The sequence below is a fragment of the Ruegeria sp. BG6 genome, from assembly GCF_056538465.1.
On record NZ_JBQFTB010000007.1, the window covers coordinates 56795 to 80338 of the forward strand.

General features: G+C 55.5%; 19 protein-coding genes, 1 tRNA gene and 1 pseudogene. 10 read left to right on the plus strand and 11 right to left on the minus strand.

Annotated features, from left to right (window positions below; genetic code table 11):
• Positions 1-30: 30 nt before the first annotated feature.
• From ACR0JW_RS13635 to ACR0JW_RS13650, 4 genes are all read right to left on the minus strand, one after another.
• Entirely contained in the window at positions 31-852 is an 822-nt protein-coding gene (locus ACR0JW_RS13635; protein ID WP_480442430.1) for an ankyrin repeat domain-containing protein, read from the minus strand.
• Positions 853-1374: 522 nt separating this feature from the next.
• The gene (locus tag ACR0JW_RS13640) at positions 1375-2535 is read right to left on the minus strand and encodes an MBL fold metallo-hydrolase (RefSeq protein ID WP_170482712.1); all 1161 of its coding nucleotides are present in this window, start codon (positions 2533-2535) and stop codon (positions 1375-1377) included.
• Between the two features lie 98 nt (positions 2536-2633).
• On the minus strand, positions 2634-3227 hold the full coding sequence (locus ACR0JW_RS13645) for a hypothetical protein (RefSeq protein WP_170482715.1): 594 nt from the start codon (positions 3225-3227) through the stop codon (positions 2634-2636).
• A gap of 75 nt (positions 3228-3302) precedes the next feature.
• Entirely contained in the window at positions 3303-3581 is a 279-nt protein-coding gene (locus tag ACR0JW_RS13650; RefSeq protein WP_170482717.1) for a hypothetical protein, read from the minus strand.
• 218 nt (positions 3582-3799) lie between these two features.
• On the opposite strand from ACR0JW_RS13650, the gene ACR0JW_RS13655 reads away from it, so the two are divergent.
• Both ACR0JW_RS13655 and ACR0JW_RS13660 read left to right on the plus strand, forming a co-directional pair.
• Positions 3800-5596 (plus strand): tetratricopeptide repeat protein, encoded by a 1797-nt coding sequence (locus tag ACR0JW_RS13655; protein ID WP_480714058.1) that lies wholly within the window; start codon positions 3800-3802, stop codon positions 5594-5596.
• A gap of 834 nt (positions 5597-6430) precedes the next feature.
• The gene (locus tag ACR0JW_RS13660) at positions 6431-6883 is read left to right on the plus strand and encodes a GNAT family N-acetyltransferase (protein WP_170482689.1); all 453 of its coding nucleotides are present in this window, start codon (positions 6431-6433) and stop codon (positions 6881-6883) included.
• Positions 6884-6900: 17 nt separating this feature from the next.
• On the opposite strand, the gene ACR0JW_RS13665 is transcribed toward ACR0JW_RS13660, so the two are convergent.
• A complete protein-coding gene (locus tag ACR0JW_RS13665) occupies positions 6901-7401 on the minus strand; it encodes a nuclear transport factor 2 family protein (protein ID WP_170482691.1) in 501 nt (166 codons plus the stop codon).
• A 112-nt stretch (positions 7402-7513) separates the two neighbouring features.
• On the opposite strand from ACR0JW_RS13665, the gene speB reads away from it, so the two are divergent.
• The gene (gene speB, locus ACR0JW_RS13670; protein WP_170629990.1) at positions 7514-8491 is read left to right on the plus strand and encodes an agmatinase; all 978 of its coding nucleotides are present in this window, start codon (positions 7514-7516) and stop codon (positions 8489-8491) included.
• Positions 8492-8499: 8 nt separating this feature from the next.
• Here speB and ACR0JW_RS13675 read toward each other — a convergent pair whose 3' ends face one another.
• From ACR0JW_RS13675 to ACR0JW_RS13690, 4 genes are read right to left on the minus strand one after another with little or no spacing between them, the layout of a single operon-like run.
• Complete coding sequence (locus tag ACR0JW_RS13675; RefSeq protein ID WP_480714059.1) at positions 8500-9450, minus strand: amidohydrolase family protein; 951 nt, start codon at positions 9448-9450, stop codon at positions 8500-8502.
• Positions 9380-10270 carry an amidohydrolase family protein gene (locus ACR0JW_RS13680; RefSeq protein ID WP_170482701.1) on the minus strand — a complete coding sequence of 297 codons (891 nt, stop codon included), beginning with the start codon at positions 10268-10270 and terminating at the stop codon, positions 9380-9382. Before ACR0JW_RS13680 ends, ACR0JW_RS13675 begins: the two co-directional genes overlap by 71 nt.
• A 55-nt stretch (positions 10271-10325) precedes the next feature.
• Positions 10326-11120 (minus strand): DUF3299 domain-containing protein, encoded by a 795-nt coding sequence (locus ACR0JW_RS13685; RefSeq protein ID WP_217352127.1) that lies wholly within the window; start codon positions 11118-11120, stop codon positions 10326-10328.
• Positions 11117-12952: an amidohydrolase gene (locus tag ACR0JW_RS13690; protein ID WP_170482704.1), complete on the minus strand. Its 1836-nt coding sequence runs from the start codon at positions 12950-12952 to the stop codon at positions 11117-11119. The genes ACR0JW_RS13685 and ACR0JW_RS13690 overlap by 4 nt, the downstream gene beginning before the upstream one ends.
• Before the next feature lie 595 nt (positions 12953-13547).
• Between ACR0JW_RS13690 and ACR0JW_RS13695 the strand changes: the two genes are divergently transcribed.
• Positions 13548-14705: a M24 family metallopeptidase gene (locus tag ACR0JW_RS13695; protein ID WP_480714060.1), complete on the plus strand. Its 1158-nt coding sequence runs from the start codon at positions 13548-13550 to the stop codon at positions 14703-14705.
• A 109-nt stretch (positions 14706-14814) separates the two neighbouring features.
• Here the strand turns inward: ACR0JW_RS13695 and ACR0JW_RS13700 are convergent.
• Both ACR0JW_RS13700 and ACR0JW_RS13705 read right to left on the minus strand, forming a co-directional pair.
• Positions 14815-14985, minus strand: a pseudogene (locus ACR0JW_RS13700) (IS6 family transposase); the annotation flags it as partial.
• A 401-nt stretch (positions 14986-15386) separates the two neighbouring features.
• A tRNA-Ser gene (locus tag ACR0JW_RS13705) sits at positions 15387-15476 on the minus strand.
• Between the two features lie 399 nt (positions 15477-15875).
• Here ACR0JW_RS13705 and ACR0JW_RS13710 point away from each other — a divergent pair.
• The 6 genes from ACR0JW_RS13710 (at position 15876) to ACR0JW_RS13735 (ending at position 23542) form a co-directional block, all read left to right on the plus strand.
• Complete coding sequence (locus ACR0JW_RS13710; RefSeq protein ID WP_480714061.1) at positions 15876-16775, plus strand: FecR family protein; 900 nt, start codon at positions 15876-15878, stop codon at positions 16773-16775.
• A gap of 69 nt (positions 16776-16844) precedes the next feature.
• On the plus strand, positions 16845-19064 hold the full coding sequence (locus ACR0JW_RS13715; protein ID WP_480714062.1) for a CHASE2 domain-containing protein: 2220 nt from the start codon (positions 16845-16847) through the stop codon (positions 19062-19064).
• Positions 19065-19226: 162 nt separating this feature from the next.
• On the plus strand, positions 19227-20276 hold the full coding sequence (locus ACR0JW_RS13720) for a patatin-like phospholipase family protein (RefSeq protein ID WP_480714063.1): 1050 nt from the start codon (positions 19227-19229) through the stop codon (positions 20274-20276).
• 137 nt (positions 20277-20413) lie between these two features.
• Complete coding sequence (locus tag ACR0JW_RS13725) at positions 20414-21442, plus strand: catalase (protein WP_170681705.1); 1029 nt, start codon at positions 20414-20416, stop codon at positions 21440-21442.
• Positions 21432-22148, plus strand: coding sequence for a hypothetical protein (locus tag ACR0JW_RS13730; RefSeq protein ID WP_480714064.1), 717 nt, complete (start codon positions 21432-21434; stop codon positions 22146-22148). Before ACR0JW_RS13725 ends, ACR0JW_RS13730 begins: the two co-directional genes overlap by 11 nt.
• A complete protein-coding gene (locus ACR0JW_RS13735) occupies positions 22145-23542 on the plus strand; it encodes a Dyp-type peroxidase (protein ID WP_170681701.1) in 1398 nt (465 codons plus the stop codon). Before ACR0JW_RS13730 ends, ACR0JW_RS13735 begins: the two co-directional genes overlap by 4 nt.
• Positions 23543-23544: the final 2 nt, after the last annotated feature.

The following is a 23544-nucleotide window of genomic DNA, read 5'->3' on the forward strand; positions in this document are numbered from 1 at the left end:
CTGGTCGCCCAAGCGATTTCAGCTCGGCCCTCAATCTTTCAAAGTTGCTAGATATGCAATGAGATCCGCGCGATCATTTTCATTTTCAATTCCGAGCATCACTTTGGTCGTCCCGGGTACAAACTGATACGGGCTAGCGAGATAGCTATTCAGTGTATCCGCATCCCAAACCAAACCTAATTCGCGCAAGTAACTTGAGTAAGGAAACTCGGGATCGGACGCAGAGGGTCGTTCGAATACTCCCCAAAAATTGGGCCCATTATCGCCGGCAATTCCCATCGACGAAGGTTTACCGTGGCAGATTTCGCACCCCTTGGCTAGAAACTCACCATTTGAAATATCGGCACCCTGCAACTTATCGGAAATCGGTTGGCGCTCTACTCGCTGAGGCGCTCCCGCTTCGATGAGCACCTCGGCGATTTCGATGTGCCCCGCTCTCAGCGCCTGATGCAAAGGAGTTGAGATATATGGTTCATAGCTGGCTGGGTCCGCCCCAGCCTCAATGAGTACTTTTACCACTTCGATGTGGCCATACCCGGCCGCATGGTGGAGAGCGGTTCCAACCGTATAAGTATCATTTCCCTGATAGAAAAAAATTGTTGGATCGGCACCCCGCGCAAGAAGAAGTTTAACCAACTCGGTATGGCCGAATTTTGCGGCTACAAAAAGCGGTGTAACGCCCGGTGCGCTTGTCATGTTCGTACTGCGAAGTTCGAGCGGTACACCCTTATCTAGTTCCGCGAGAACGCCCTCAATATTTCCACGTTTAGCGTGGAGATGGATGATTTCCGCCAATGCCTTCTCAAGCGGAAAGATGAACAGCGACAGAGCTACAGCAATCAGCCGAAACATACGGGCCTCCGAATTCAACAGCTTAAGCCAACCATAAGCAGATGGAACCATTGTACCAAATCCTAAGGTAGAAATGAGCTCCTGTGCGACACTCGGGGCAGTTCGTCTCATTTGTGGTCGCTCGCAGAAGAAGCATTTTCGCCATCGCAACGCATGACGGCAATGTCGGCTGCGTCCGCAGCATTTGAGTCCACTTATGGACGTCGGTTCGGAGCCAAATTCACGGACCTGCTGGTTCGAACTGAACGTCAGCTTCTTCCGCAAAGCGGACATTCGTACTAGCGCAGCGATCGTCTGCTTCGAGCCCACTTTGATCGATGCTGCAAAATGCTTGAATGGCCGCAATGCGCATAAAACGGAATTTGCGAAATTTGGTGTATCGGCCTAAGATTACAGAGGTCTGGATCGGCGTAGGCTTGGAACACTGACGGATGCAAAGATCACGTCTGTGATAAAAGGTTTCATTTTGGTACTTTTGACGGAAAAGCCCGACAGGGCTTTCCCTTTGTGCTGGCCGTCCGTTCAGTAAATGTCGCCGTCTTCGGCCATGAGGATGTTCGTGACGCCAGCATCCTGCATTTCCTTCAGTACACTCAGACGGTCGAAATGCTCGGGGTCGTTATAGTTTTGGACGTGCGTCATGACGATCTGTTTGACGCCACTGTCGTCCTGAACCTTTTTCATGTCTTCTGGAAACATGTGGTAGGCACCAATAATCTTCACTTTTTCGTCTTCCGTGTCGCCACCCCAGACCACAAACATGATGTTCTTTCTCGTTATGCTTTCAATGACCAGAACGTCAGCGTCTTTTGCCGCGTTGACAAGGCCTTCAGAGTAGTGCCCGTCGCCGCCAAACGCGATAACGCGCCCGTCCGGCTTGGCGGTAAACCGATAAGCATAGGTATGATGAAGAAAACCGTGCTCTGTTGGGAATGCTTCGACCGTTACGTTGTCGTCCTCGTAAATTAGCCGCCCTTTGGGATCGGTCGATGGCCAGACCGGCACGCCGATTGCGGTTGCTCCGTCGGCCTTTTGGGTTGTCGAGCCCTGGAACATTTCGTTCCTGTCGAGCCGCCAAGCGGCGTTGATATTGGCAATCATCTCGTCAACGCCCTCGGGTCCATATATCTTCTTGTCGGGGCCGGGGCCAAACTTGAACGGGCCCGATATGAAGGATGGCAATCCCACCGTGTGATCTTCGTGCAGATGGGTCAGAAACATATACTTGATGTTCTGTAGATCAAAAACGGTTGCCAGATCCATTGCGCCCTGAGAAAGGACGGCCTTCCCAAGTGACCTGAACCAGCCTTCGCCGGCATCAACAAAATATGGAAATCCGTTTATGATCACCGCGTGAGCTGGACCAAAACGGTAGGGATTGGGTGGCGGGTCGCCCGTTCCAAGGGTTATCACTTTGGTTGAGGAATCCGCTGGCGACCGGTCAATCGGACCACGTGGGTAATTAGTCGGCCAGTAGGCCGGACTCGTATAGGGAGTTTTGAAATCTTCGGGTTTTACGAAGGGAACGTTCAGATAATTTTGTTCCGTTTCGGTGGCGCCCGCAGCAAGATTTTCCTCATAGGACTGAGACCAGGCAGCGGTACACAACGCGGCGCTGGCAGCGAATGCGACAGCGGTTCCCCGGACCAGTTTTCGCGGGTAGTTGCCAAGAATTGAAAACATAACTTCCTCCCTATTTTTTGATGTTTTGCTTATGACCAGAGGATTCGGATCCACTGATGTAAGCCTCCTCTCAGAATTCTTGATTTGTCCTTCGCGTTTCAGTTGCAGACGAGGCCGGGCCCGCAGTTGCAAAGATCGTTCGGATTATCGGGATTGTCGGCGGCGCAATGACGAACTTCGCGGCGCTCGTGCCGGCGATGCACGCCTGCCACCGATCCCGGCGACATTGGTCGACCGAAGTGGTCGATGAACAACGTGCCCGGGCCTGTTGCTTGTGGTATGTCACCCTTGATGACCTTGACGCCGGGATAGGTCATCGTTCCCTGATCGTTCAGTGGCCGTTGCGACAACTCCACGACCACATCAACAGGCGGTTCACCATCCGCAACGATGGTCAGTAAGGCGTTGGGCGGGTCCACAGCAAAGCTGTCGTCGCCTTCGGACACCATGTCCAGAAAGCCCTGTATGCTTTGCACGCCCGCATACCGCACCGGCCTGTCACAGAAGAATGTGACGATCGGGTTGACATCTGTCATCGTTATCGTGTCAGCGGTCATCGACACTGAACGGGCATTGTGCACGAACAATGCCTTGCAATCCTGGCCATCATCGTCTTGCGCCTGTGCGATGGACATGAAGCCGAGAACCATGGGAAATACGAAGAATAGCGTCTGGCAGGTTCGTTTAATCATTCCCGTCTCCTTGCTTGTTGGAATTCAGGTCACGGCGTCGGACAAGCTGCCTGTTCGGGCGACCATCGTGCCGCTTCAGTGGTGATCTTGTGCCTTGGGTCTGACCTTGGCCAAGCTTACGTATTCCATCAGTTCGAGCCTCAGATCTTCGCAGATCTGATTGTATTCGGTCGCGCGGGCTCGCCCGTTTTCTCCTTCAGCTTGAAAGCTGTGAAAGGCGGTCACTGCCTCGCCGAAGTCACGGCAAATCGCCTGAAACTTTGGATCGCTCCGCGACAAAAAAACGATTGTGAATTCATCGCTGGGCGATTTTTTCACCAATTCGAAACATCCGGCAGCAAGAAAGTTTTCCACTTGCTCCCCTCCCGTCAAAGGCCATTGGCCGTCAGTGAGAATCTGTTTCCACGGTCTGTCTGCCCAGACACTCCCTGGAGACACCAAATTAACATCCGAGGTCTGTGGACTGGGGTAACGAACATGTTCTGAACGTGTTCTGAACCTTAAAAATTCTTTTGTATGAATGTAATACTGGACGTGATCCGAATAACCCGGGTATCGTTAGGTTAGTTTGGATGGAACGAACACAGCCGGCAGATACTGCGATGGAAAGTCAGTTATCCGAGCGGAAGTCAGCGCCGCCTCCGGAACAGGCGGCCATAGACGAACAGCTCGACCGTATGTTTGAGAGTTCTCAGTTTGGTGCAAATGATCGCCGACGCGCGTTCCTCAAATACATCATTGATGAAACACTGGCCGGACATGCTGACCGGCTGAAGGGCTATTCGATTGGCGTTTCCGTTCTGGGCCGATCCGAGGATTTCGACGCGACCTCAGATCCGGTTGTACGCCTTGAAGCGCGGCGCTTGCGGCGCGAGCTGGAACACTATTACCTGACAGATGGAAGCAACGATCCCTTGGTGATTACCATTCCCAAAGGGTCCTATGTGCCGTCGTTCGAATTTCGGGATGTAATTTCGGCGCCTTCCGAAAAGCCAGATCGGACAGGCCAGCGCGGCAGAAGCGGCTGGCGGGCTCCGAACTGGGTCGTATTGCTTTTGTTGACGCTGTTGATGGCCGTGACAGCTTTCATGCTGTTCCAAAGTTTCGAAACTGAAAGCCTGTCTACCGATCAGACGACCACGGACAATGACCTTTGGGGGGATTTACCTGTCGTTGCCGTGATGCCGTTCAATCCATTGGGAAACAGCGCTGTTACATCCGTAGCGGCCCGTGGTATCGCCGAGGATATTACAACAGATCTGGCGCGGGTGCAGGGCTTGCGCGTGATCTCGTACGCATCGACAGCCGAACTGTCCGACGGAGCCATCGATCTGATCGACGAGGGGCGCAAGCTGGGTGCGACCCATGTTCTAAGGGGCAGCCTGCAGACCATGACGGATGGCTATCGGCTAAACATCGGCCTCGTTGACGTAGACAGCCGGGGCGAAATTTGGGCCAAACGGTTCGACTATAAAACGACAGAACGGTTCGAAACTCAGACCGAGATTTCGCGCGAGATCAGTTCGACCTTTTCTATCGAATTGTTCCCCGAACTGACTTCGAGAATGGAGGATGCGCGGTGGACCCGCCGGGATGCCCGTATCCTGTACCAGCAAGCGTTGGACATCATTCACCCGCCAAGCGACCCATCGCGTTTTGACGCCGCACACACCTTGTTGCAGCGTGTAGTGCGGTTGGAACCGGACGCCCCGCACGGTTATGCCGGTCTGGCCTTTGCGGAAGCGCACAGAACTTGGTTTGGACTTGCTGCAAACACGGATGAAACGCGGGGTCTGATCAAACAATATGCTGAAAGCGCGTTGGAAAAGGATCAGGCAAATGTTCGCGCACTTTTGACCTTGGGTATTCTCGAAATCTTGATGGGCAAGCCGCAACCCGCAATTGATTTCGGTGAACGCGCAGTCGAGCAAGAGCCGAGCTCAAGTTTGGCTCATGGTTATTTGGGCATGTTCCTTCTGTACGCAGGCATGCCAGAGCAGGCAATAACACCGTTGCAGCGAGCGTTAAGCCTTGATCCCCTCAGTATTCGACGACCCTATAGGAACATTCTGGGCGTTTCTCAATTCCACGCTGGAAACTATCCAGAGAGTCTGGCCACACTGAAGGAAAACCTGGATCTCGAAGGGCCGTTCGGTCCCCATATGATGGTCTACCAAGCCGCTGGAAATGCTGCGATCGGGAAAATCGACCAAGAAACGGAAATTCTCGAAAGCCTCGCGGCCATGATCGCCGAAGGCGAAACCTTCCCGCTCCGACGGTGGCTCGAAAAGGTAATACATGATCCAATAATGATGCAACCTTTGCTGGACGAGTACGAAAAGGCCAAATCGCTGGCCGACACTCGATAACGACTTGCGGTTACCGGCTCTGATCGATTCAAGAGCGCTCGCATTTGTTCAGGTTTGCTTGCATATCTTATACGTTGCAGCCAGCTCGTGTAGAGAATGGATTAAAAAATGTGCTAACGAAGCAACTCAAATTGCTCGCGGTATCTCAAGCGTGGTTTACACCCTTCCTATATGTTGAAGAACCTGACTTTAAGCAGGTGATATTGTGCTCCAAAAAGTGACAAGCAAATCTTCCGAAAAGTGGTTCCAGGATGGAACATCATTCAATGTACTCAATGTAAATGAGATTTCAGTTGCAATCTGCAGAGACTATTGGAACTCGGCTTGATAAAGTAGGCGTCATCGTAAGGTCCGCTTCGGGCAGCCACCGGACCTCACGACGATGAACGCGAATGGCCGTTTTGTCCGTAACTCTGCCGTTCACAAGATTTCAGCGAACAACCGCTGCCGTTCAATGCAGACCTTCAGACGAAATTCTTCGGAATGACCACCAACGATGACCGCTATCAGTTCCTAAACCGTCATCTGACTGAAAGACTCAGATGACCGCCTTGAGCCCAAAGGAGCCACAATGAAAAAGAGACACAGTCGAAAAACATCAAACACATCCACGCTGAGGGGAGACGCACAAAGTGTCGAAATTAGGTGTTGAACGAATGCGATCGAATGGCGCGGAACAGTAAATCGCGTAGCAACCTACGTTATTGTTAATGTCTTATAGATGTGCACGAAAACATGTTTCTATCGTCGAGCGCCCAGCAGACCTGCACGTTGACACCATAGACGCCCGTGTTGTTCGCTGAGTGAGACACGTCACAGACAAGGACACGCGCAATGACCCATGACCTGATCGTTCGCCCCCTGAGAGAAACAGATGCGTCGGAGTGGCGCCGGTTGTGGACTGCCTATCTAGATTTCTATGACACCAGCGTCAGCGAAGAGGTCTATGACACGTCCTTTGCACGCCTGTTGTCCGGGAACACAGGGGAATACCGTGGCTTGATCGCAGAGATGTCTGGCCGTCCCGTGGGTCTTGCTCATTTTCTGTATCATCGTTCAATGTGGTCTGTTGAGGATACCTGTTACCTGATGGATCTCTTCTGCGACGTGGACGTCAGAGGCCGGGGCGTGGCTCGCGCACTGATAGAGGGAGTTCATGCTAGAGCTAAAGCGGACGGCGTGCCCACCACTTATTGGATGACTCAGGAATTCAATTACAAAGGCCGCATGCTCTACGATAAGGTCGCCACAAAAACACCCTTCCTCGTCTATCACAAAGACGACTGATGGCACCCGAAGGGCCGTCAGTTCATAGCTGGAAAAGACTGATGCAAGTGGAGTATCTTCCACACATCGTGGTCTTTTTTCATAATAATCGTGAGTGCCATAGGCCCGCTTCCCATAGAGGCGCCGGACGCATCTTCCATGTTATAACTGCCGGCGGCGACATAGAGTGCAAGGTCTTCTGCGAGGACGGTTATGCGCTCATCCGTCATGTTGATATCGTTTTTTGACGCCGCACCAAAGGTCTCGCGATAAAGCGCAAGCGTGTCCTCACGCCGCCAAACGACCTGACCGTCCAGCACATAAAATCCTGCTTCATTGGGCACGGAGACGCCAAAAGACTGGTCGACGTCAAGTTTGCCCGCCTGCACCCACAACGCATCAATAGCCTGTTGCACCTCAGTTTGCTGCTGGCTCTGAGCTATGGCAGGCGCGCCGAGAAGCGAACCACCCAAAACAAGAAGAAGCGCGGGCGCGCTTCGGGCACAGCGCCGCACCTTGTCTTTAGTGTTTTCACGCATCGGGATCTCCATTTTTCATCACATAAGCAAAAGGGTCACCGCCCGATGGTATCCAGCCAGAAACAGGAATAAAAAGACACGCGAATATTGTCGCAGGAAACCGAACAAAATCATGGCTACAAAACCCAAATCTCACGGCATCGACGCCGCTTTTACCCGCAGCGTTCTCAAAGGTTCGCAGATTGAACCCAGTTATTCCGGTGCTCTGAGTTTCATGCGCCGCAAATACACTAAGGATCTTGTGGGTGCTGATATCGCGATTACCGGAGTTCCTTTCGATCTGTCTGTGAGCAACCGTCCCGGCACCCGCTTTGGCCCAGAAGCCATTCGCAAGGCAAGCGCCCAACATGCCTGGGGTCCCGTCTGGCCCTGGCGGTTTGATCCCTTCGATACGCTCGCAGCTATTGACTATGGTGACTGTGTTTTTGACTGGGGTGCGCCGCAGGATGCCCCGTTGGCGATCGAGCGTCACATATCCGAGGTAATCTCAACAGGAACCGCCAGCCTGGTTCTGGGCGGCGATCATTTCATCACCTATCCGGTGCTTAAGGCCTATGCTGCGAAGTTCGGCCCGATCGGTCTTGTCCAGTTTGATGCCCATCGGGATGTCGAGCCTGACGAGGGCGGGCGGATGGATCACGGCACCATGTTCAATCTTGCAGTGCGCGAGGGTATCATTGATCCGCAACGGACTGTTCAGGTGGGCATCCGAACCTGTTTCGACGGCGAAGAGACCTACGGCATGACGATCATGTATGCAGACGCAGTTCATGCGGCTCCTGCCGAAGAGATCGCAGCAACCATCTTGTCCACCGTCGGGGATGGTCCGACCTATCTAACCTTCGACATAGATTGTCTCGATCCATCCACGGCACCGGGGACGGGCACACCGGTCCCGGGTGGACTTACCAGCTACGAGGCGCTCGCCATAATCCGGGCCCTTAAGGGGCTCGATCCTGTTGGCATGGACGTGGTTGAAGTCTCTCCGCCATTTGATCACGCGGAGATGACCTCCAACGCGGCGGCAATGATCGCCGCCGAGCTGCTTTGCCTCAAAGCCTGGGCCAGAGGTGCACGGGCCGCATCCTGATCTTTAGCTTACATCCCCTCGCGATGGGTAAACTCGCCGTTGAGCAACGTTCCAATCACATTCGCTTCTTCGATCATGTTTTCCGGCGCAATCTCGCGCAGGTTCTTTTCCCAGATTGCGATGTCCGCGTACTTCCCGATCTCAAGCGTACCGATCACATCTTCCATGCGCATCTGCCACGCCGGGGCCACCGTGTACGCATGCAGAACCTGGTCAATTGTCATCTTCGGACGCCAATCCGGGAACGGCTCGGCATCAAGGATGGAAGGCTCCACCAGAGTCATCGCCTGTTGGAACAAATAGGCTGGGTAGGCGCGTTCGATGGGCGCTCCCGGCGCGTCGCCTGACAAGGACAGATTGTCGTACATTTGGGCGAGTTCGGTGTATTGCCCATGAGCTTCGCGCGCAAAAGCTTCCTGCATGACCTTGAAGAGTTCGACGCCGCCACGTCCGCTATCCAATTCGTTGTAAAACAGCGGGCTGGCGTTCGACGCCACATTGTAGAGCACCATCTTGTCCCGTGTCGCATTGTCCATCGACGTGAGGTGATCTAGCCTGTTGCGCGCGTCCGGATAGTACTCCAGCGCCTCGACAATGATATCCACCATGCGTTTGATGAGACGCGATCCATCCGCATGTGTCACAGTGTCTAGACCGGCAGCATTCGCCCGATTGACCAGTTCAAACAATCGTTCGGGATTGACGCCGTAGGCACCCCACGTCAGCGGGTCGCCTTCATTCTCTGGTATGTACGGCACGAGTTGTGTTGCACCGCGCGACAACCAAGCGTTTTCGGGGTGGATCTTGATCCGGTCCGTGCGCAACATGTCTGTGTCATAAAGCGTCTGCATCTCAAGCGCGAAATCGACGACATCCTGCGCATCTGCATCAGGCAGTTTGAACCACGGCATGATGTTGAATCGCATTTTCAACTGGCCGTTCTCTTCGCGCTTCTTCATCACAGCCATAATACTGCGCATATCGTCTTACGTGTTCGGCGCTGATCGAAAAGCCCGGCGTGACCAGTCCGGGAACCATGGCTGTGGTGACACCCTTGCCGGCGAGGAAATCCTGCAGGAAGTCTGCAGACTGTGGGACCACGACATCCGGATCCCAAGCGCCCATATCGACGTAAGCCTCGAAGAAGATGGTCTCGATCCCAAGGCCCGTCGGATTTCCGTCTCCATCCCTCTCCCAGTAGATCACACCGGGCTGAATGTCAGGCGTGTCCGCTGTGATACCTGCCGCTTCAAGCGCGAGGGTGTTGAGCACTGCGTCGTGAGAGGCATTGCCAAAAACCATTGTCGGGCGGCCCAAATCCCATTTGTCCAGATCCGCCGCGCGCGGTTGCTGATTGCCCAGATTGGCAGGCATCCAGCCAAAGCCGATCAGCGGACCCGCCTCATCCGGATTGGCGTCAACATGCTCTTTCATCAAGCGACCGACATCATCGACAGAGCGCGCTCCACTGACGTCGACACCCGTCGTGATCCACTTGCTGGAGACAACATGATTGTGGGATTCAATCATGCCGGGCGTCACGTAGCGCCCTTCTAGATCGATCACATCCGTCTCGTCACCTACGAATGCCTGCGCGTCATTGCTGGCGCCTACGAACAAGATGCGTCCATCCTTGATGGCAAGGGCTTCCGCGTTCGGCTGCGCGGCGTTCATCGTCTCGACGATCCCGTTCAAAAGGACGCGGTCCGCTGTTTGAGCGATAGCAGCAGACGAGATCAGCGTCGCACAAACCAGAGGCGATAGTTTCATGAGTTTCATTTGGGCTTCCTCTTTATCAAATTGCGCAGGAATTGATCGTGGCGAGCGATCTCCTTCACCAAGTTTTGTAGACCTCTACAGCTTTTGCGGTCAAACGGTACTGCGCCTCGACGTTCGAGGCGCCATCATAGAAAACGACATCGCTTCTGGTGTCTTCGGCAACCAACTCGCCTTCAATCCAGAACGCGTCAAAGATCGAGCTGAAGGCGAGGCCTTGCGGGTAGTTCACATGGACAATCTGGTTTGCGGGTGGGGTCGGCGTGTGAACGCAGGCTCCTGCGACAGGCACGAACAGGAATTCCGTCACTTTTGTCTCATCAAAGGCTAGCGGAACGACATAGCCGGGCAGTCGAACAGACTGTCCCAGAACCTCCGGATTGGGACCGCGTCCGGCTTTGCCGTTCTGAGCAATGATCTTCCGCCGCTCCTTCATCAGGCCATCAACATCGACCTGATGCATCGAAAGCAGCGTCAGGGCAGCGTCATGTCGTTCGATAAATGCCGTATCTTCTCGCTCGCGTGGTGTGGATGTGCGCCATTCAACATGTGTGCGCATGGCGTCGCGCAGAAAGGGTCGCAGGTCGGCGAAAGGCGTTTCGCTCGGGACATGCGCCGGTCGCAAGTCCTGCCAGCCGATCACACGGGCGCCCGTCGACATGTTTTGCGGCGCGGCGCTCACAGGCGTGCGCGATAAATCCAGCGGGTTTGCAAGCGGGTCTATCGGCACGCCACCGTGTTGCTGACCTGCAATCGCACTCGGCCACGCTTGTTCGACACTTTGCGCTGCTGCCGGAAGAGATATCAGGCCGAACAAAGTGGCAATTGTAAAAACAGAAAGTGGCTTGTTCATCCCTCGGGCACCTTCACGCTTGTGACCGCCACGCCACGGCGCAGTTTCTCGTCGTCGCCTTCTTCCCACACCGGCTCGGTCAGCAGCTTGTCCGGTTCGCCGTCGCGATCTATATCGTAGACGAGTTCGCCGCCCAAATAGGTTTGCAGCACTTCAGTCTTGTGAAAATCGAAGATGTTCTCTTTGGCCTGCTTGCGGATGTCGCGGTCGAGTACGATGATGTCTGCGAGCTTGCCCTCTTCAAGGCTGCCCAAAATGTCGCCTCGATCCTGAAGGCGCGCACTGCCCAGCGTTGAGCCATGGATAACCTCGTCAAAGGTTAATGGCACACCGGGCATGACAAGACCACCGGGTGTCCCCATGGCCTGCCGTGTCATGCCGATCTCCATACCTTCCCACGGCGAGAACACCGGGGACGTCGGCGCGTCGGGCCCAAATCCATATTCCATAAACTCGGTCACGAGCTTGAACTGGTACATCCGCTCCAGCACCTCTTTTGGAAGGTTCTGACTGGTCACATTGCGAAAGTACTCCTCGGTGGGATCAGCCCAGTGAAGTTGAAGCTGCCCCGAAACCCCGAGCCGGGCCATGCGCCGCGCGTTGTCGATAGACAAATGGTCGACATGCGTGAAAATCTGCGGGATGTCGTCACGCACGGGTTCGCCAGTTTCATGGGCATACTCCAGCGCGTCGAGCGAGCGCCGGATCCCAGCGTTCCCTTCAACGTGCAGCATCAGGGAAAAATCACGCTCTGTAAGCGCATCGAAAATCTCTGCAAGGTTGTCTGGGCGGAAATTCATATCCGGCCGTGTGCCGTCCAGATACGGACCCTCCATGTAGGCAAAGCGCCCCGGCGTGCCATCGATCGCGAACTTCACAGTGTTCGCATGCAGAATGCTGGGATCAACGCCCGCATCCTCGACTGCGGCCCGTCGCATCTCTAACTGTTCGATCATTGCGGTATCACCTTCAGGCGTGCCGGTGCCCCAGAACACCATGGCCAACTCGTGCCTGAGCGTTAATTCACCTTTTTGCGCCAGACGGACGTAAACGTCGTCTGCACCTTCCTTGGAACCGGCGGCTGCCTCAGTTGCACCGGTGACTCCAACGGCGTTGAGAACACGGGCGGCTCCAACGATCGCTTCTTCCTGTTTCTCAAAAGAGTAGAGTTTGTGCTGTTCAACAAACCCTGTCGAAAGATGCGCTTTCTCCTGCAAAAGTCCGGAGGGTTCATCGCCAGCTTCGTTAAGTGGCATGTACCCGCCTTTCGGTGGCTCCCAATCGGCAGTGATCCCAAGGTACTCGAGGGCTTTTGTCGAATACCACCCGTTATGTTGGGTGTTGTCGGAGATCAATGCGGGGCGCCCACCAACGATTTCGTCCAATTCTTCCTTGGTTGGGTTCTGGAAATGCGCGTCTGACCAACCGCCGCCAATCACCCATTCATCCGGCCCCAAGGTTGCCGCGTATTCCCGGATGACTTCGACAACCTCTTCACGCGACGCATCGTTGTAACCAAAAAGGTTGAGCATGACGAAATGTGTCTGTCCAAAGATGCGTGTGTGCAAATGCGTGTCGATGATACCAGCCATGACGGTATTTGTGCCCGCGTCGACGATCTCGGTGCCATCGCCGGCAAGCTCGCGGCAACTGTCATCGACGCGCACACAAACGATCTTGTCGCCCGCAACCGCAACCGATCTTGCCAGTGGCATCTCCGTGTTGGACGTGATGATGTTTTCACTCAGAAAAACGATGTCGGCTTGCTGAGCAAGTAACGGCGACCCGGTCACGCCGATGGCTAACGCCAATGCACTGTATGCAGCTTTCATTCTCAAGGGTTCCCTTCGTATAGGCTGATTTGAGAATGGCAAAAGATTTGATTTTGCGTCAATTCGACTTTTCAGCCAAATGGACGCAGGATCCGGGTCAATACCTCTGGCAGCCTGATGCAGCGCATCACAACTGCATGATTGTTCCCGTCGGGCGAGCAACACTGGTTTGGTTGGACGCGAACTGCCTTCACTTAGCGGCAGAAGTGCGAAAGTCACAAACCGAAAGTCCCGGTTTCTTCCTATCGCGCTCGCAACCCGCGACAAGCGCCTTTCCGGTTTCTAGAGTTATGACCGTTTTGTCCGCAAGCCGGCCATAACCAAAACTTTTACGAGTGTCCGTTCTTGGCTAAAGCGGCCGCTCCCTGCCGTAACATCGAGCCACAAGCAGTGAATGGTGGCTCAATACCGGCAAGCTGTCATATGAGCAAAAGACTCAGATGACCATTTTAAGCCCAAGGAGCATTTTTCTGCAGCTTCTACGCATGTCCGCTTTCGGTTGGCGTGTCACGGTCGACAATTGATTAAGTGGCCAAATCCTTTCATCGTCAAAAAGCATTTCAAACACGCTGAGTAACGGCCGAGGACAGTCATCATGCTTGAAGAAGCCAAAACCCGCACGCTGACCCTTCAGGCTCGAATGAAAGAACTGGGCATCCGCTGCGCCGTTTTCACAGACGAGAGTTCAATCGCCTATCTTGCCGGCTTTTGGGGTTATCTGGGCATTGAATTTGGCCGCCCAACCATGCTGGTGGTGAAAGCCGATGAAGCTCCCATAGTCATAACGCCACTTATGGAAAGCGAAATGGTCGGAGCCATGACATGGGTCGAAGATGTGCGTACTTGGGAAGACATGGGTCAGAGAACATGGGGGCGAGCTCTTGCGAAGGCTATCGGAGAAACGCCGACGGAGATTTGGATCGAGCGTGGCAGCGTTCCAGCAATCGTGCTTAACCATTTGGACGAAACCTATTCGGACGTGCCTACCAAAGACATATCACCGGTTCTCGGTGAAATGCGAATGATCAAGTCTCCATTTGAAATCGAAGTAATGAAAGAGGCCGGTCAAATCGCCGGAGCGATGATGGCTGCGGCGCATCGAAGCCTGCGAGAAGGTGCCCGAGAATATGAAAGCGCACTGGCCGTGATTGACGCGGGTACTCGGCGCGCAGTCTCATTTCTGACGGATGAGGGCTGGGATCGGTTTGTTTCACCCATGATTCACAACCTCCAAATTTTGCAAAGCGGTCAAGACACCTCCATGGTGCATCGACGTGCCTCGGTGCGTCACTATCGCCGCGGCGACCCGGTGTATGTTTGCTTTTGCAATATGGCGCAATTCAAGCAGTACAAGCTTGGATTTGATCGCATGTTTCACATCGGCGAGGTCAGTGATGAAGCCGCGCAAGTGCAGCAAGCGGCGATCGATGCCCAACAAGCCGCAATCGCTGCAATCCGCCCGGGCATCGAGGCACAAGAAGTCGCCGCAGCTGCAAACGAAGTGTACGCTTCAAGAGGTTATGAGACCGGATATCGGACAGGTCGATCCATCGGCCTGGCCTATCTGGAAGCGCCAGAACTGAAAGCCGGTGATACGACAATTCTACAACCAGGTATGACTTTTGCGGTCGATGGGGGGATTTCCATCGACGGGGTCGCGGCAGGGCGCATCGGGGATTCAATCGTGGTGACGGAATCTGGGTTTGAATACATCACGAACTACCCTCGTGAACTTTTGGTTACGGAAGATTAGTGATGGAGCGCAGGTTCTTACCGGGGCGGCAGTAACTGATACGCTGTGCGATGCTGTCACACGAATTCGAACTCGTCTCTGGTAGGCTAGTGACACTGTCTTTTTTTCCGCCAAGTTCGCGCCACTCGGCAAAATCGGCGGTGCGCGTCAGCTTAAAGGCGCCTCGGCTGGCCAGCGATGTTTCCTGGTTGAAGTGGTTGTAGACGGAGGAATAGACGGAGGCGAATTTCTGCAAACTCCGCATGCGCCTGAAACGTTGCATAGCGCGTTCGCGTCGTCGAGTGACCATTAAGCACGGAAGTTCAGCAAGGACATACCAGAAACTACGATGAAACAGCGTGACTGCTCGTTCCACATTCTAGAGTTCTACGTCAATGTTGGAGGTCCGTGCGATCGCATCGAAAACACCCGGTCCGAAGGTGCAGCGATTCATGCCGCGTTGCAATCGTGCAAGGAGCGATCACTGCCTGCCAGTTGATTAGTTGACTTCGATACTTGAGAATCGCAATCGAGATCAACGTGGGCCCAGAACTATCGGCATCTTAGGATGTCCAAGTCGCCTAATCCGATCGAGAATTCAGATACAAGTACTTAGGGATCGGTATTGGTGGGTTTTTTGGTGGGTGTCGATGCGAACGGATGACTCAAGCCATTGAAAAAAATATCATTAAACAGATTAAGTGGCGGAGACGAAGGGATTCGAACCCTCGAGACGGTTTCCCGCCTACTCCCTTAGCAGGGGAGCGCCTTCGACCACTCGGCCACGTCTCCGCCGACGGGTATATCCGTGCCTGTCACCAAGATACAAGGCGATTTTCCTGCTAAATGGCAAAATTCTGTAAACCGCTGCAAATCAGAATTCCGGGGGGCCGTACATGTGACAGTCTTCGTCGAATAGCAGCTGTTTTCCTGGCAGGGAGTGCCGGACAAAAACGACGGTTCAACACGAGGCCGCCGTCATCTGACCACAGTCGTTTTTTGGGGCTGTGATATTAAACTTGCCAAAAACATAAGCATTACTGCATATTTGCCTATATTTAGTCTGCAGATTTATTCTGTTTGTTGTGAGGCATCAATCGGGCTTGGGGTGGTGTGTACCCGGCAGGAACCTTTGGGGGAAAGGGGCTTGGATTGGCTTGGTTAAAAGTGTGTTTGGCAGTTTGCCTTATTGTGATTCTGCCGTCGCAGGTCGTCGCAAATATCGGAAAAGTCGTCAGCGCCAAGCAAGGCGCTCAGGTGACGCGTGCCGGAGAAACACAAGCGTTGCGGACGGGGATGGAGGTCGACTCGGGTGATGCGATCGCGACTGACGGATCAGGCGTGGTTCAGCTTGTGTTTGTCGATGACACGAAAATAGCCATCGGCCCAAATGCGCGTATGGTCATTGATGTCAAAATGCTGCGGAACAACCGCAAGGCCAAGTCCTTTGCGGTACAGGCACTGGGTGGCAGCTTCCGGTTCATTTCCGGAAAAAGCAGAAAGCGGGCTTACTCCATTTCGACGCCATCAGCGACCATGGCGGTGCGCGGAACGACTTTCGATCTCTGGATTGCCTCCGGCGACCAAAGCGCGATGCTGGTTCTGGAAGGCACTGTTCGAATGTGCAGCCTAAGCGGGTCGTGCCGATCCACCGGGAGACAATGCAGCCTTTTTGCGAACAGTAAGGGTGGCGGCGTCGGACGGCCGGTGGATCGCGAGCAATACAGGAAGGCGCTGGAAAGCGGTTTCCCGTTCGCGCGGTCGCAGGAAGGGCTGCTTCCGCCGCTTCAGGTCGAATTCGGCGGCTGTTCCGAAAACGCCAGGCCGGTTCGCTTCTTTGCATCACCCGGTCGGTCTGAACCCCGCCCTGCGCCGCCCGGTGAAACGAGTACCAATGAGGCGCGTGCTGTGTCAGATCCCACCCCGCCAGACAACCGCCCGGATCCGCCATCCCAACCGGACCGTGACCCGGAGCCTGAACCCGAGCCGGAGCCTGAACCCGAGTACGATCCTGAACCTGAGTACGATCCTGAACCTGAGTACGATCCTGAGCCTGAACCAGAACCCGAGCGTGATCCTGAAGTCGAATAGGGTCTCCTGGGAAAACGACTCGGACCGTATTGTCGGAACAACGTGACCCCCTTGCGCCCGGAGGCAGAGGTGACAGCAAGAACAAGGGAGAAAAACAGCCGAAAATGGGCATTCCGTCTATTCGGAATTGTTTTGATCCTGTTCGGTTGCTTGGTTCGTTCGATGGACCCCTATCCGGTTCAGATGTCCCGTCTGATCTACTTCGACATCCTGCAAAGACTGTCTCCACGCGAATACAATCCCGACTTGCCGGTGCGCGTGGTCGATATCGATGAAACTTCCCTGGCCAATTGGGGGCAATGGCCCTGGCCACGCACGTTATTGGCGCAAATGGTGGAAAACCTGGGTGAATATGGCGCGGCGGTCATCGCCTTCGACATGCTCTTTGTCGAGCCGGATCGGTTTTCGCCTTCCCGTCTTCTCAATGACCCGGCGCTTGAAGGGTTGGTTGATATCGAACCAGGTGCAAAGGCACTTGATAACGATGTCTTGTTCGGGTTCGAAATGGCCCATTGGCCAGTCGTGCTGGGCGTCGCGGCGCGCCTGACAGGTGGCGACCGCGAGGTGCCACCCAAAACGGGCATTGTCGAAATTGGCGACTCGCCGACGACCGGTTTGATCTCGGTTCCACACTGGGCGCCCCCCGCCGAGCCGCTGGATCGCGCCGCGGCTGGCATCGGAGGGGTCAATGTCTCGCCATTGGGCGGAACCGGGGTGGTCCGGCGCGTTCCGGCACTTTGGCGCGGACCTGATGGAGTGATGCCGGGGCTGGGAATCGAGGCGCTGAGGATTGCACTGGATGAACCCATCATTCTGGCAGAGGGGTCTCAGGACGAACCCGGAATAATGCTGGGCATCGATGTTGGGGGTTACGCGGTGCCTACAACGGAACACGGTGAGATCTGGGTGAAATACCGGCGCGACAATCCAGATCTTTATCTGTCGGCAGACCGCGTCATGCGTTCGGCCGACGATCCGGATCTGCAGGAAAAAATCCAAGGCCGCATCATTCTTGTCGGCACCTCGGCGGCTGGTCTGTTCGACATTCACCAGACGTCTCTTGGGGAATCGGTGCCCGGGGTCTCCATTCATGCGCAGATTCTGGAACAGATCCTGACGGGCGATATGTTGAACCGGTCAGATGTCATCGCGGCGCTGGAATTGATCGCCTTTGTCATTCTTGGGCTGGTGGTCACGGCAGTCATGTCGAGCTTTGGAGCCGTTGCATCTTTTGTCGCCGGCGGTATTGCGGCAGCGGTTGTGATGGCGGTTGGCTGGCTGGTCTTCCAGAACCAGCAGATCCTTTTCGATGTGACGTTCCCGATGATTGGCGGAATGGCCAATTTCGGGTTGTTGGCGGGCTACATGTTCATTTCGACTGAGCGGGAAAAACGCGCCATTCGAAAAGTGTTTTCGCATTATGTAGCGCCCGAAATTCTGGATGAGATGGAAGCAACCGGCCATCAGTTGCATCTGGGCGGTGAAATTCAGGAAATAACCGTTATGTTCTCGGATATCCGCGGGTTCACGCCGCTGTCCGAAGGGGTGACCGCCACCGACCTTGTCGCCCTTCTGAATGAGCTGTTCTCTGAAATCGGGGACCAGATCCTTCTCGAGCGTGGGACGATCGACAAATTCATCGGTGACGCCGTCATGGCATTCTGGAATGCGCCCCTGCCGGTCAAGGATCACCCGCATCGCGCCGCGTTGGCGACATTGAACATGCGCAAAGCACTGGCTGAATTCAACAGATCTGACATCATGAAAGATCGTCCTCCGCTTGCCCTGGCAACCGGATGTGCGACAGGTTGGGCTTGTGTCGGCAATATCGGGTCGCGCAGCCGGTTCAATTACACCGTCATTGGCGATGTGGTGAACGTTGCGGCGCGCATCGAACAGAGCTGTCGCAATGTCGACTATGATATCCTGGTCTCGAACTCGGTACAGGAAGCGACAGAAACGACCCTTGCCACTCTGCGGGCCGGGTTTGTCGATCTGAAAGGCAAATCCCACCCGGAACCCGTATTTGCGCTGGTGGGCGATCAGAAACTGCTTGAAAGCGAACAATTTCAGAAACTCAGCGCAGAGCATTCGAACCTGCTGGAAGCCATTCGCAACCGGCAGCCGCATCTCAGGATCATGGAAATGTGCGATAAATGCGCGACGCTTGCGAAACCCGTTGAGCCAGGATTGCTGAGTTTCTACCGCGCGCTTCCAAGGCGTGCAGCAGACTTCCGGCTTGATTTCCCTACCGACAAGATTCTGTTCTCGCACAAAGACCGCGCCTGATTTCCCGACGCGCCCATTGTCTGCCAGGTGCTTGTACCCCGGTGACAATTTTCTGATGATATGGGAAAGAACGAAAACGAAGCAGTCAGACAGGCTCGCGGAGGGGTGATATTTCGACCCGGTCCGCAACCCTTCTCTGAAAACAATAACGGGGTAAATCGGATGCCATTCAAACTGGTTTCCTGCGACGGTGGCGGAATTCGTGGATATCTGACGTGCCGTATTCTGCAGAGTCTGCACGAGGAAACTCAGCTTCTGGACAAGGCGGATGGTTTTGCGGGCACGTCGACCGGTGGACTGATCGCGGTGGCATTGGCCGACGGCCGGACCCAGGGCAAGGATATGGCGACGCTGATCGAAAAGCTGGCCGCACACTACAGGGACGACGCTGCCACGATTTTTCGCGAAAACGAACGCAGCCTGCTGGACAGGGCGGCGGACAGGGTATTGCAGAAGTTCAAGCTGGGCGGCGGGCCGGGCATTACGGCAGCGCAATACAACGCCTCGGGTCTGGCGGAAATCGGGCTGTCGCTTGTCGGCGACCGGACCATATCTTCGCTATCACGCGATCTGGTTCTGGCGGTCAACACTGTGTGCCTCCATCGCAGTGACAAGGTAGGCTGGGCGCCGTTCACCATCACAAACCATGACGTCGAGCGCGACGCCTGGCTGGATATGAGTGCCGTCAAACTGCTGGACGTGGCGATGGCCAGTTCCGCAGCGCCATCCTATTTTCCGCCGCACCTGATCAGGGCTGAGGGGGTTGACTACGGCTACTTTGCCGATGGCGGCGCTTTTGCCAACAACCCGGTGATGAACGGAATTAACGTTGCCATCGCTGCGGGCCGGGCGCCCGGGCTGGACCAGATCGAGGCCCTGTCGATCGGCACCGGGCAACAGCCCACCGACATCTCGGAACAGATGATCCGGGATCCCGACGACTGGGGTCTGCTCAAGTGGTTTGGCGTCACTTCCAACGCGCCCAAGGGTGCCTTGATCGAATTGCTGCTGACGACATCGGCTGAGAACCTGTACTGGATGGCCCACTTGGTTTTGAAAGACCGTCTGGTCCGCATAAACCCGCCTCTGCCGAAAATGGTCGGATTGGCGACGCACAAACCGTCGTCTTACACCCTGATGGACCAGGCATTCGAGGCCAGCAATCAAGGCAGGGATTGGGCCAAGGCCGTCGAGATGGCGCGCCGCTGGTAAGGGTTGCATCACGTCCCTGCCGTCAGGGAACCGCGACCCAAGCGCGTGTACATGTGACGTTTTTATTGCCTTTGGGGCCGCAGCCGTTAAGGTTAACACATAGGTATTAGTGATTAATTAACGCTCAGGGGGGAAATATGAGCGCTCCCGGCATTGCCGAGCAGCTGGTTCATGTATTGCATCGACCAGATGGCGATCCCAAGCTGCGACCGGTTCACACAATAGGCATCAGCGCGACGGGTTTCTTCAAGCCCTCTCCAATTGCCCGGAACTTCTGCGCCGCCGACCATTTCCGTTCCGACAAGTCGGATGTCATCGTGCGGTTCTCGAACGGCTCGGGATGTGCCGCCGTACATGACGGATGGTCCGATGTGCGCGGTATGGCGGTCCGGTTTCATCTGTCGGATGGCACCGACACCGACTTGATCGCCATGACGCTGCCCGAGTTCTTTTCGTCGACGCCCGAGAACTTTCTGGATTTCGCCGAGGCGGCGAAACCCAAAATGTACTATGGCGAGTCGCCGTGGCGGAAGATCATCAACCTGCTGCAATTGATCCTGCCAAAACGGGATCCCTACCCGAACGAAACCATCAGCCCGGATGACGGTGCTATCAAGTTTGCGGACGAGAATGCCGAGGCACAATTGGGCGTTCTGCAGGCGGCAGCCATCGGCGCGCCCGTCAGCTATGTTCGCGCGGCTTATCATGCGGTTCATACATTTATTGTCACCGGCGAGGATGACGTAAAGCGCTGGGTCCGTTTTTCATGGCAACCGATCGCCGGTGTTCTCAAAACCGATCCCGCGGAAACCCCGGACGATGACTATTTGCGGCAGGAGCTGAAAGACCGGCTGGCCGTCGAACCCGCACGGTTTTCACTGATGATGGCCATTGGTGAGGTGGGCGACGATTTCGAAAATTCGGCCCGGCCATGGCCGCCGCACCGCAAACGCATCATGATGGGCACACTGACGCTGGACGCGGTGCCCGAGGATCAGATCGAGAATGCGGAAAAGCTCAGCTTCAATCCGGGCCTATTGACGCCCGGGATCGAGGTTTCAGAGGATCCGGTTCTCAAGATCCGCATCGAATCCTACGAATTCTCCAGCCAGCTGCGGGGCGCGACTCCTTGCCCATTCCCCAAGAGGCCATCCGATGACACGTAAGGACAGCTGGTTCAATCGCTACGTCAACAGCCTGCCCGAGCGGGGATGGTTCAAGTTCCTGTCGCGCTACGTCGTGGTGCCGTTCTGGATCTGGAAAGAACCCAAGCCCAAGCTTCCGGGCGGGCCCAGACCTTCGCCACAGCCCAGTGAAAACGTCCAGCGCATGATGAACCTGATCATGCCGCTCAAGGATCCTTCGCCGGCCGGACGAGCGCATGCGACGCTGGCGATTGCACAGAATGTGGACGAGATCTTTGCCGGCCTGGACAATGTCGGAACCGTTCATTTCGCGCGTTTCCTGCTGATCGAAGACAAGATTTGCATGATCTCGGTCTATGACGGTGATTTCAGCAACTACATCCGCGATTTCATCACCACCATCGGCAGTGTTTTCAACGATGTTATTTCGCTGGTGGACGGTGCCGAACACCTGATTCCGACGGAACACAACGTCGAGGAGTTCATCGACTGGGTGCAGGAACATGACCTGTTCCAGGCCGCCGATTTCCCGACTGATCTGTTCGGGCTGCAGGACGCCGCAAAAGGGGTGCCGCCGAACCAGCCGCCGCACAAACTGGCGACGTTGCCGCGTGAGTTCGTTCTGCAATTGCACGCGAACCGCAATCTTTCGTTGGGAGGAGGCTATCGCGCCTATCCCGGAGTTTCCGCCGCGCAGGTGCGCCAGAAATTTGGACAGGGCTGGTGAACACAAAATTCAACCTCGCAGACATTCAGGGCAATATCCTGCGTGGATATCGCCGCAATCTTGTACGTCATCTGGTTCTTGAGGTCAGCGACCGCGCAGCGGCCCGGCAGTTTCTGGCAGCAGCAGTGGATGACAGCCACGGCGACGTTCCGGCGATTACCCGTGATGTTACCTGGACCGTCAGGCCGCCGTTCTGCTTCAACATCGGAATTACCTTTGAAGGGCTGCGCGCTCTGGGCACGCCGGCTGAGCATCTTAAGACCTTCCCGACGGAATTCGTTCAAGGGATGACCAAACGGGCGATCAAGATCGGGGACTTCGGCAAAAGCGCGCCCGAAAACTGGCCTGCTCCGTTTGACAAGCCCGAGCGGGTACACCTGATTGCATCGGTTCATTCCGACACCGAAGACCATCTTGATCAGGTCGAGGCGCAAGTTGCCAAGGCCTTCACCATTCTCGGTGTGCGCAATGGGCGGAATCTGCCCGAAGGGAAAGTGTTCTTCGGGTATGTCGACGGTATCTCGCAGCCGCGCTTCAGGCATGTCACCGATCCAGATCAGGTGGGTGTGGATGAACCTATGGATCCGCTTGGCACGGCGCTGCTGGGATATCCCACCAAACAAGAAGGCGTGCTGTTCCGCGTTCCGTCCCCGCACGAGCTGGGATTCAACGGGTCTTTCAATGCCTTCCGGGTGCTGCAACAGGACGCCGCCGGATTCGAGGCCTATCTGGACAGGGCCGCTACGGAACTGATGAGCCATCCCAAAAGGGACCTTTTGGCGGACCCGAAGAAACTGCATCTCATCGTCAAAGACCCGGATATGCATGGCGCCCTTCGCGAAGTGGTCGCGGCGCAGATGTGCGGGCGCTGGCGCAACGGGACCCCATACGAATTGTCGCCAAACGCCCAATTTCCCGAGGAAGAAGTCTCGCTAACCAATTTCGACTATTCGCACGGCTCACGCTGCCCGGCCGGATCGCATTTGCGGCGCGGCAACCCGCGGGGCGGGCCGATCGTTCAGCGCATTGCGAACTACACGCGGCGACTGGTCCGACGCGGCATGTCTTATGGCCCGGACTTTGACCCCCAAAATCCCGATGCCGCGGAACGCGGTCTGTTGGGCAGCTTCATTGGTGCCAATATTGGCGCGCAATTCGAGGCCGTCATGTGCGACTGGATCAATCTCGGCCTGCAGGACCCGAACATTACCGGCGCAAACGATCCGCTGCTGGGTGCGAATACGCCCGAAACCAGCTGGTTCGATATGACCCTGCCGGATGGTGACACGATCCGCCTGCGCGGTTTTCCGCGCCTGATTTTTGCACGGGGCGGTGCCTACACGTTCCTGCCAAGCCTCGCGGCGATCAAGTACCTGTCCGAGTTGAACACCTGAAC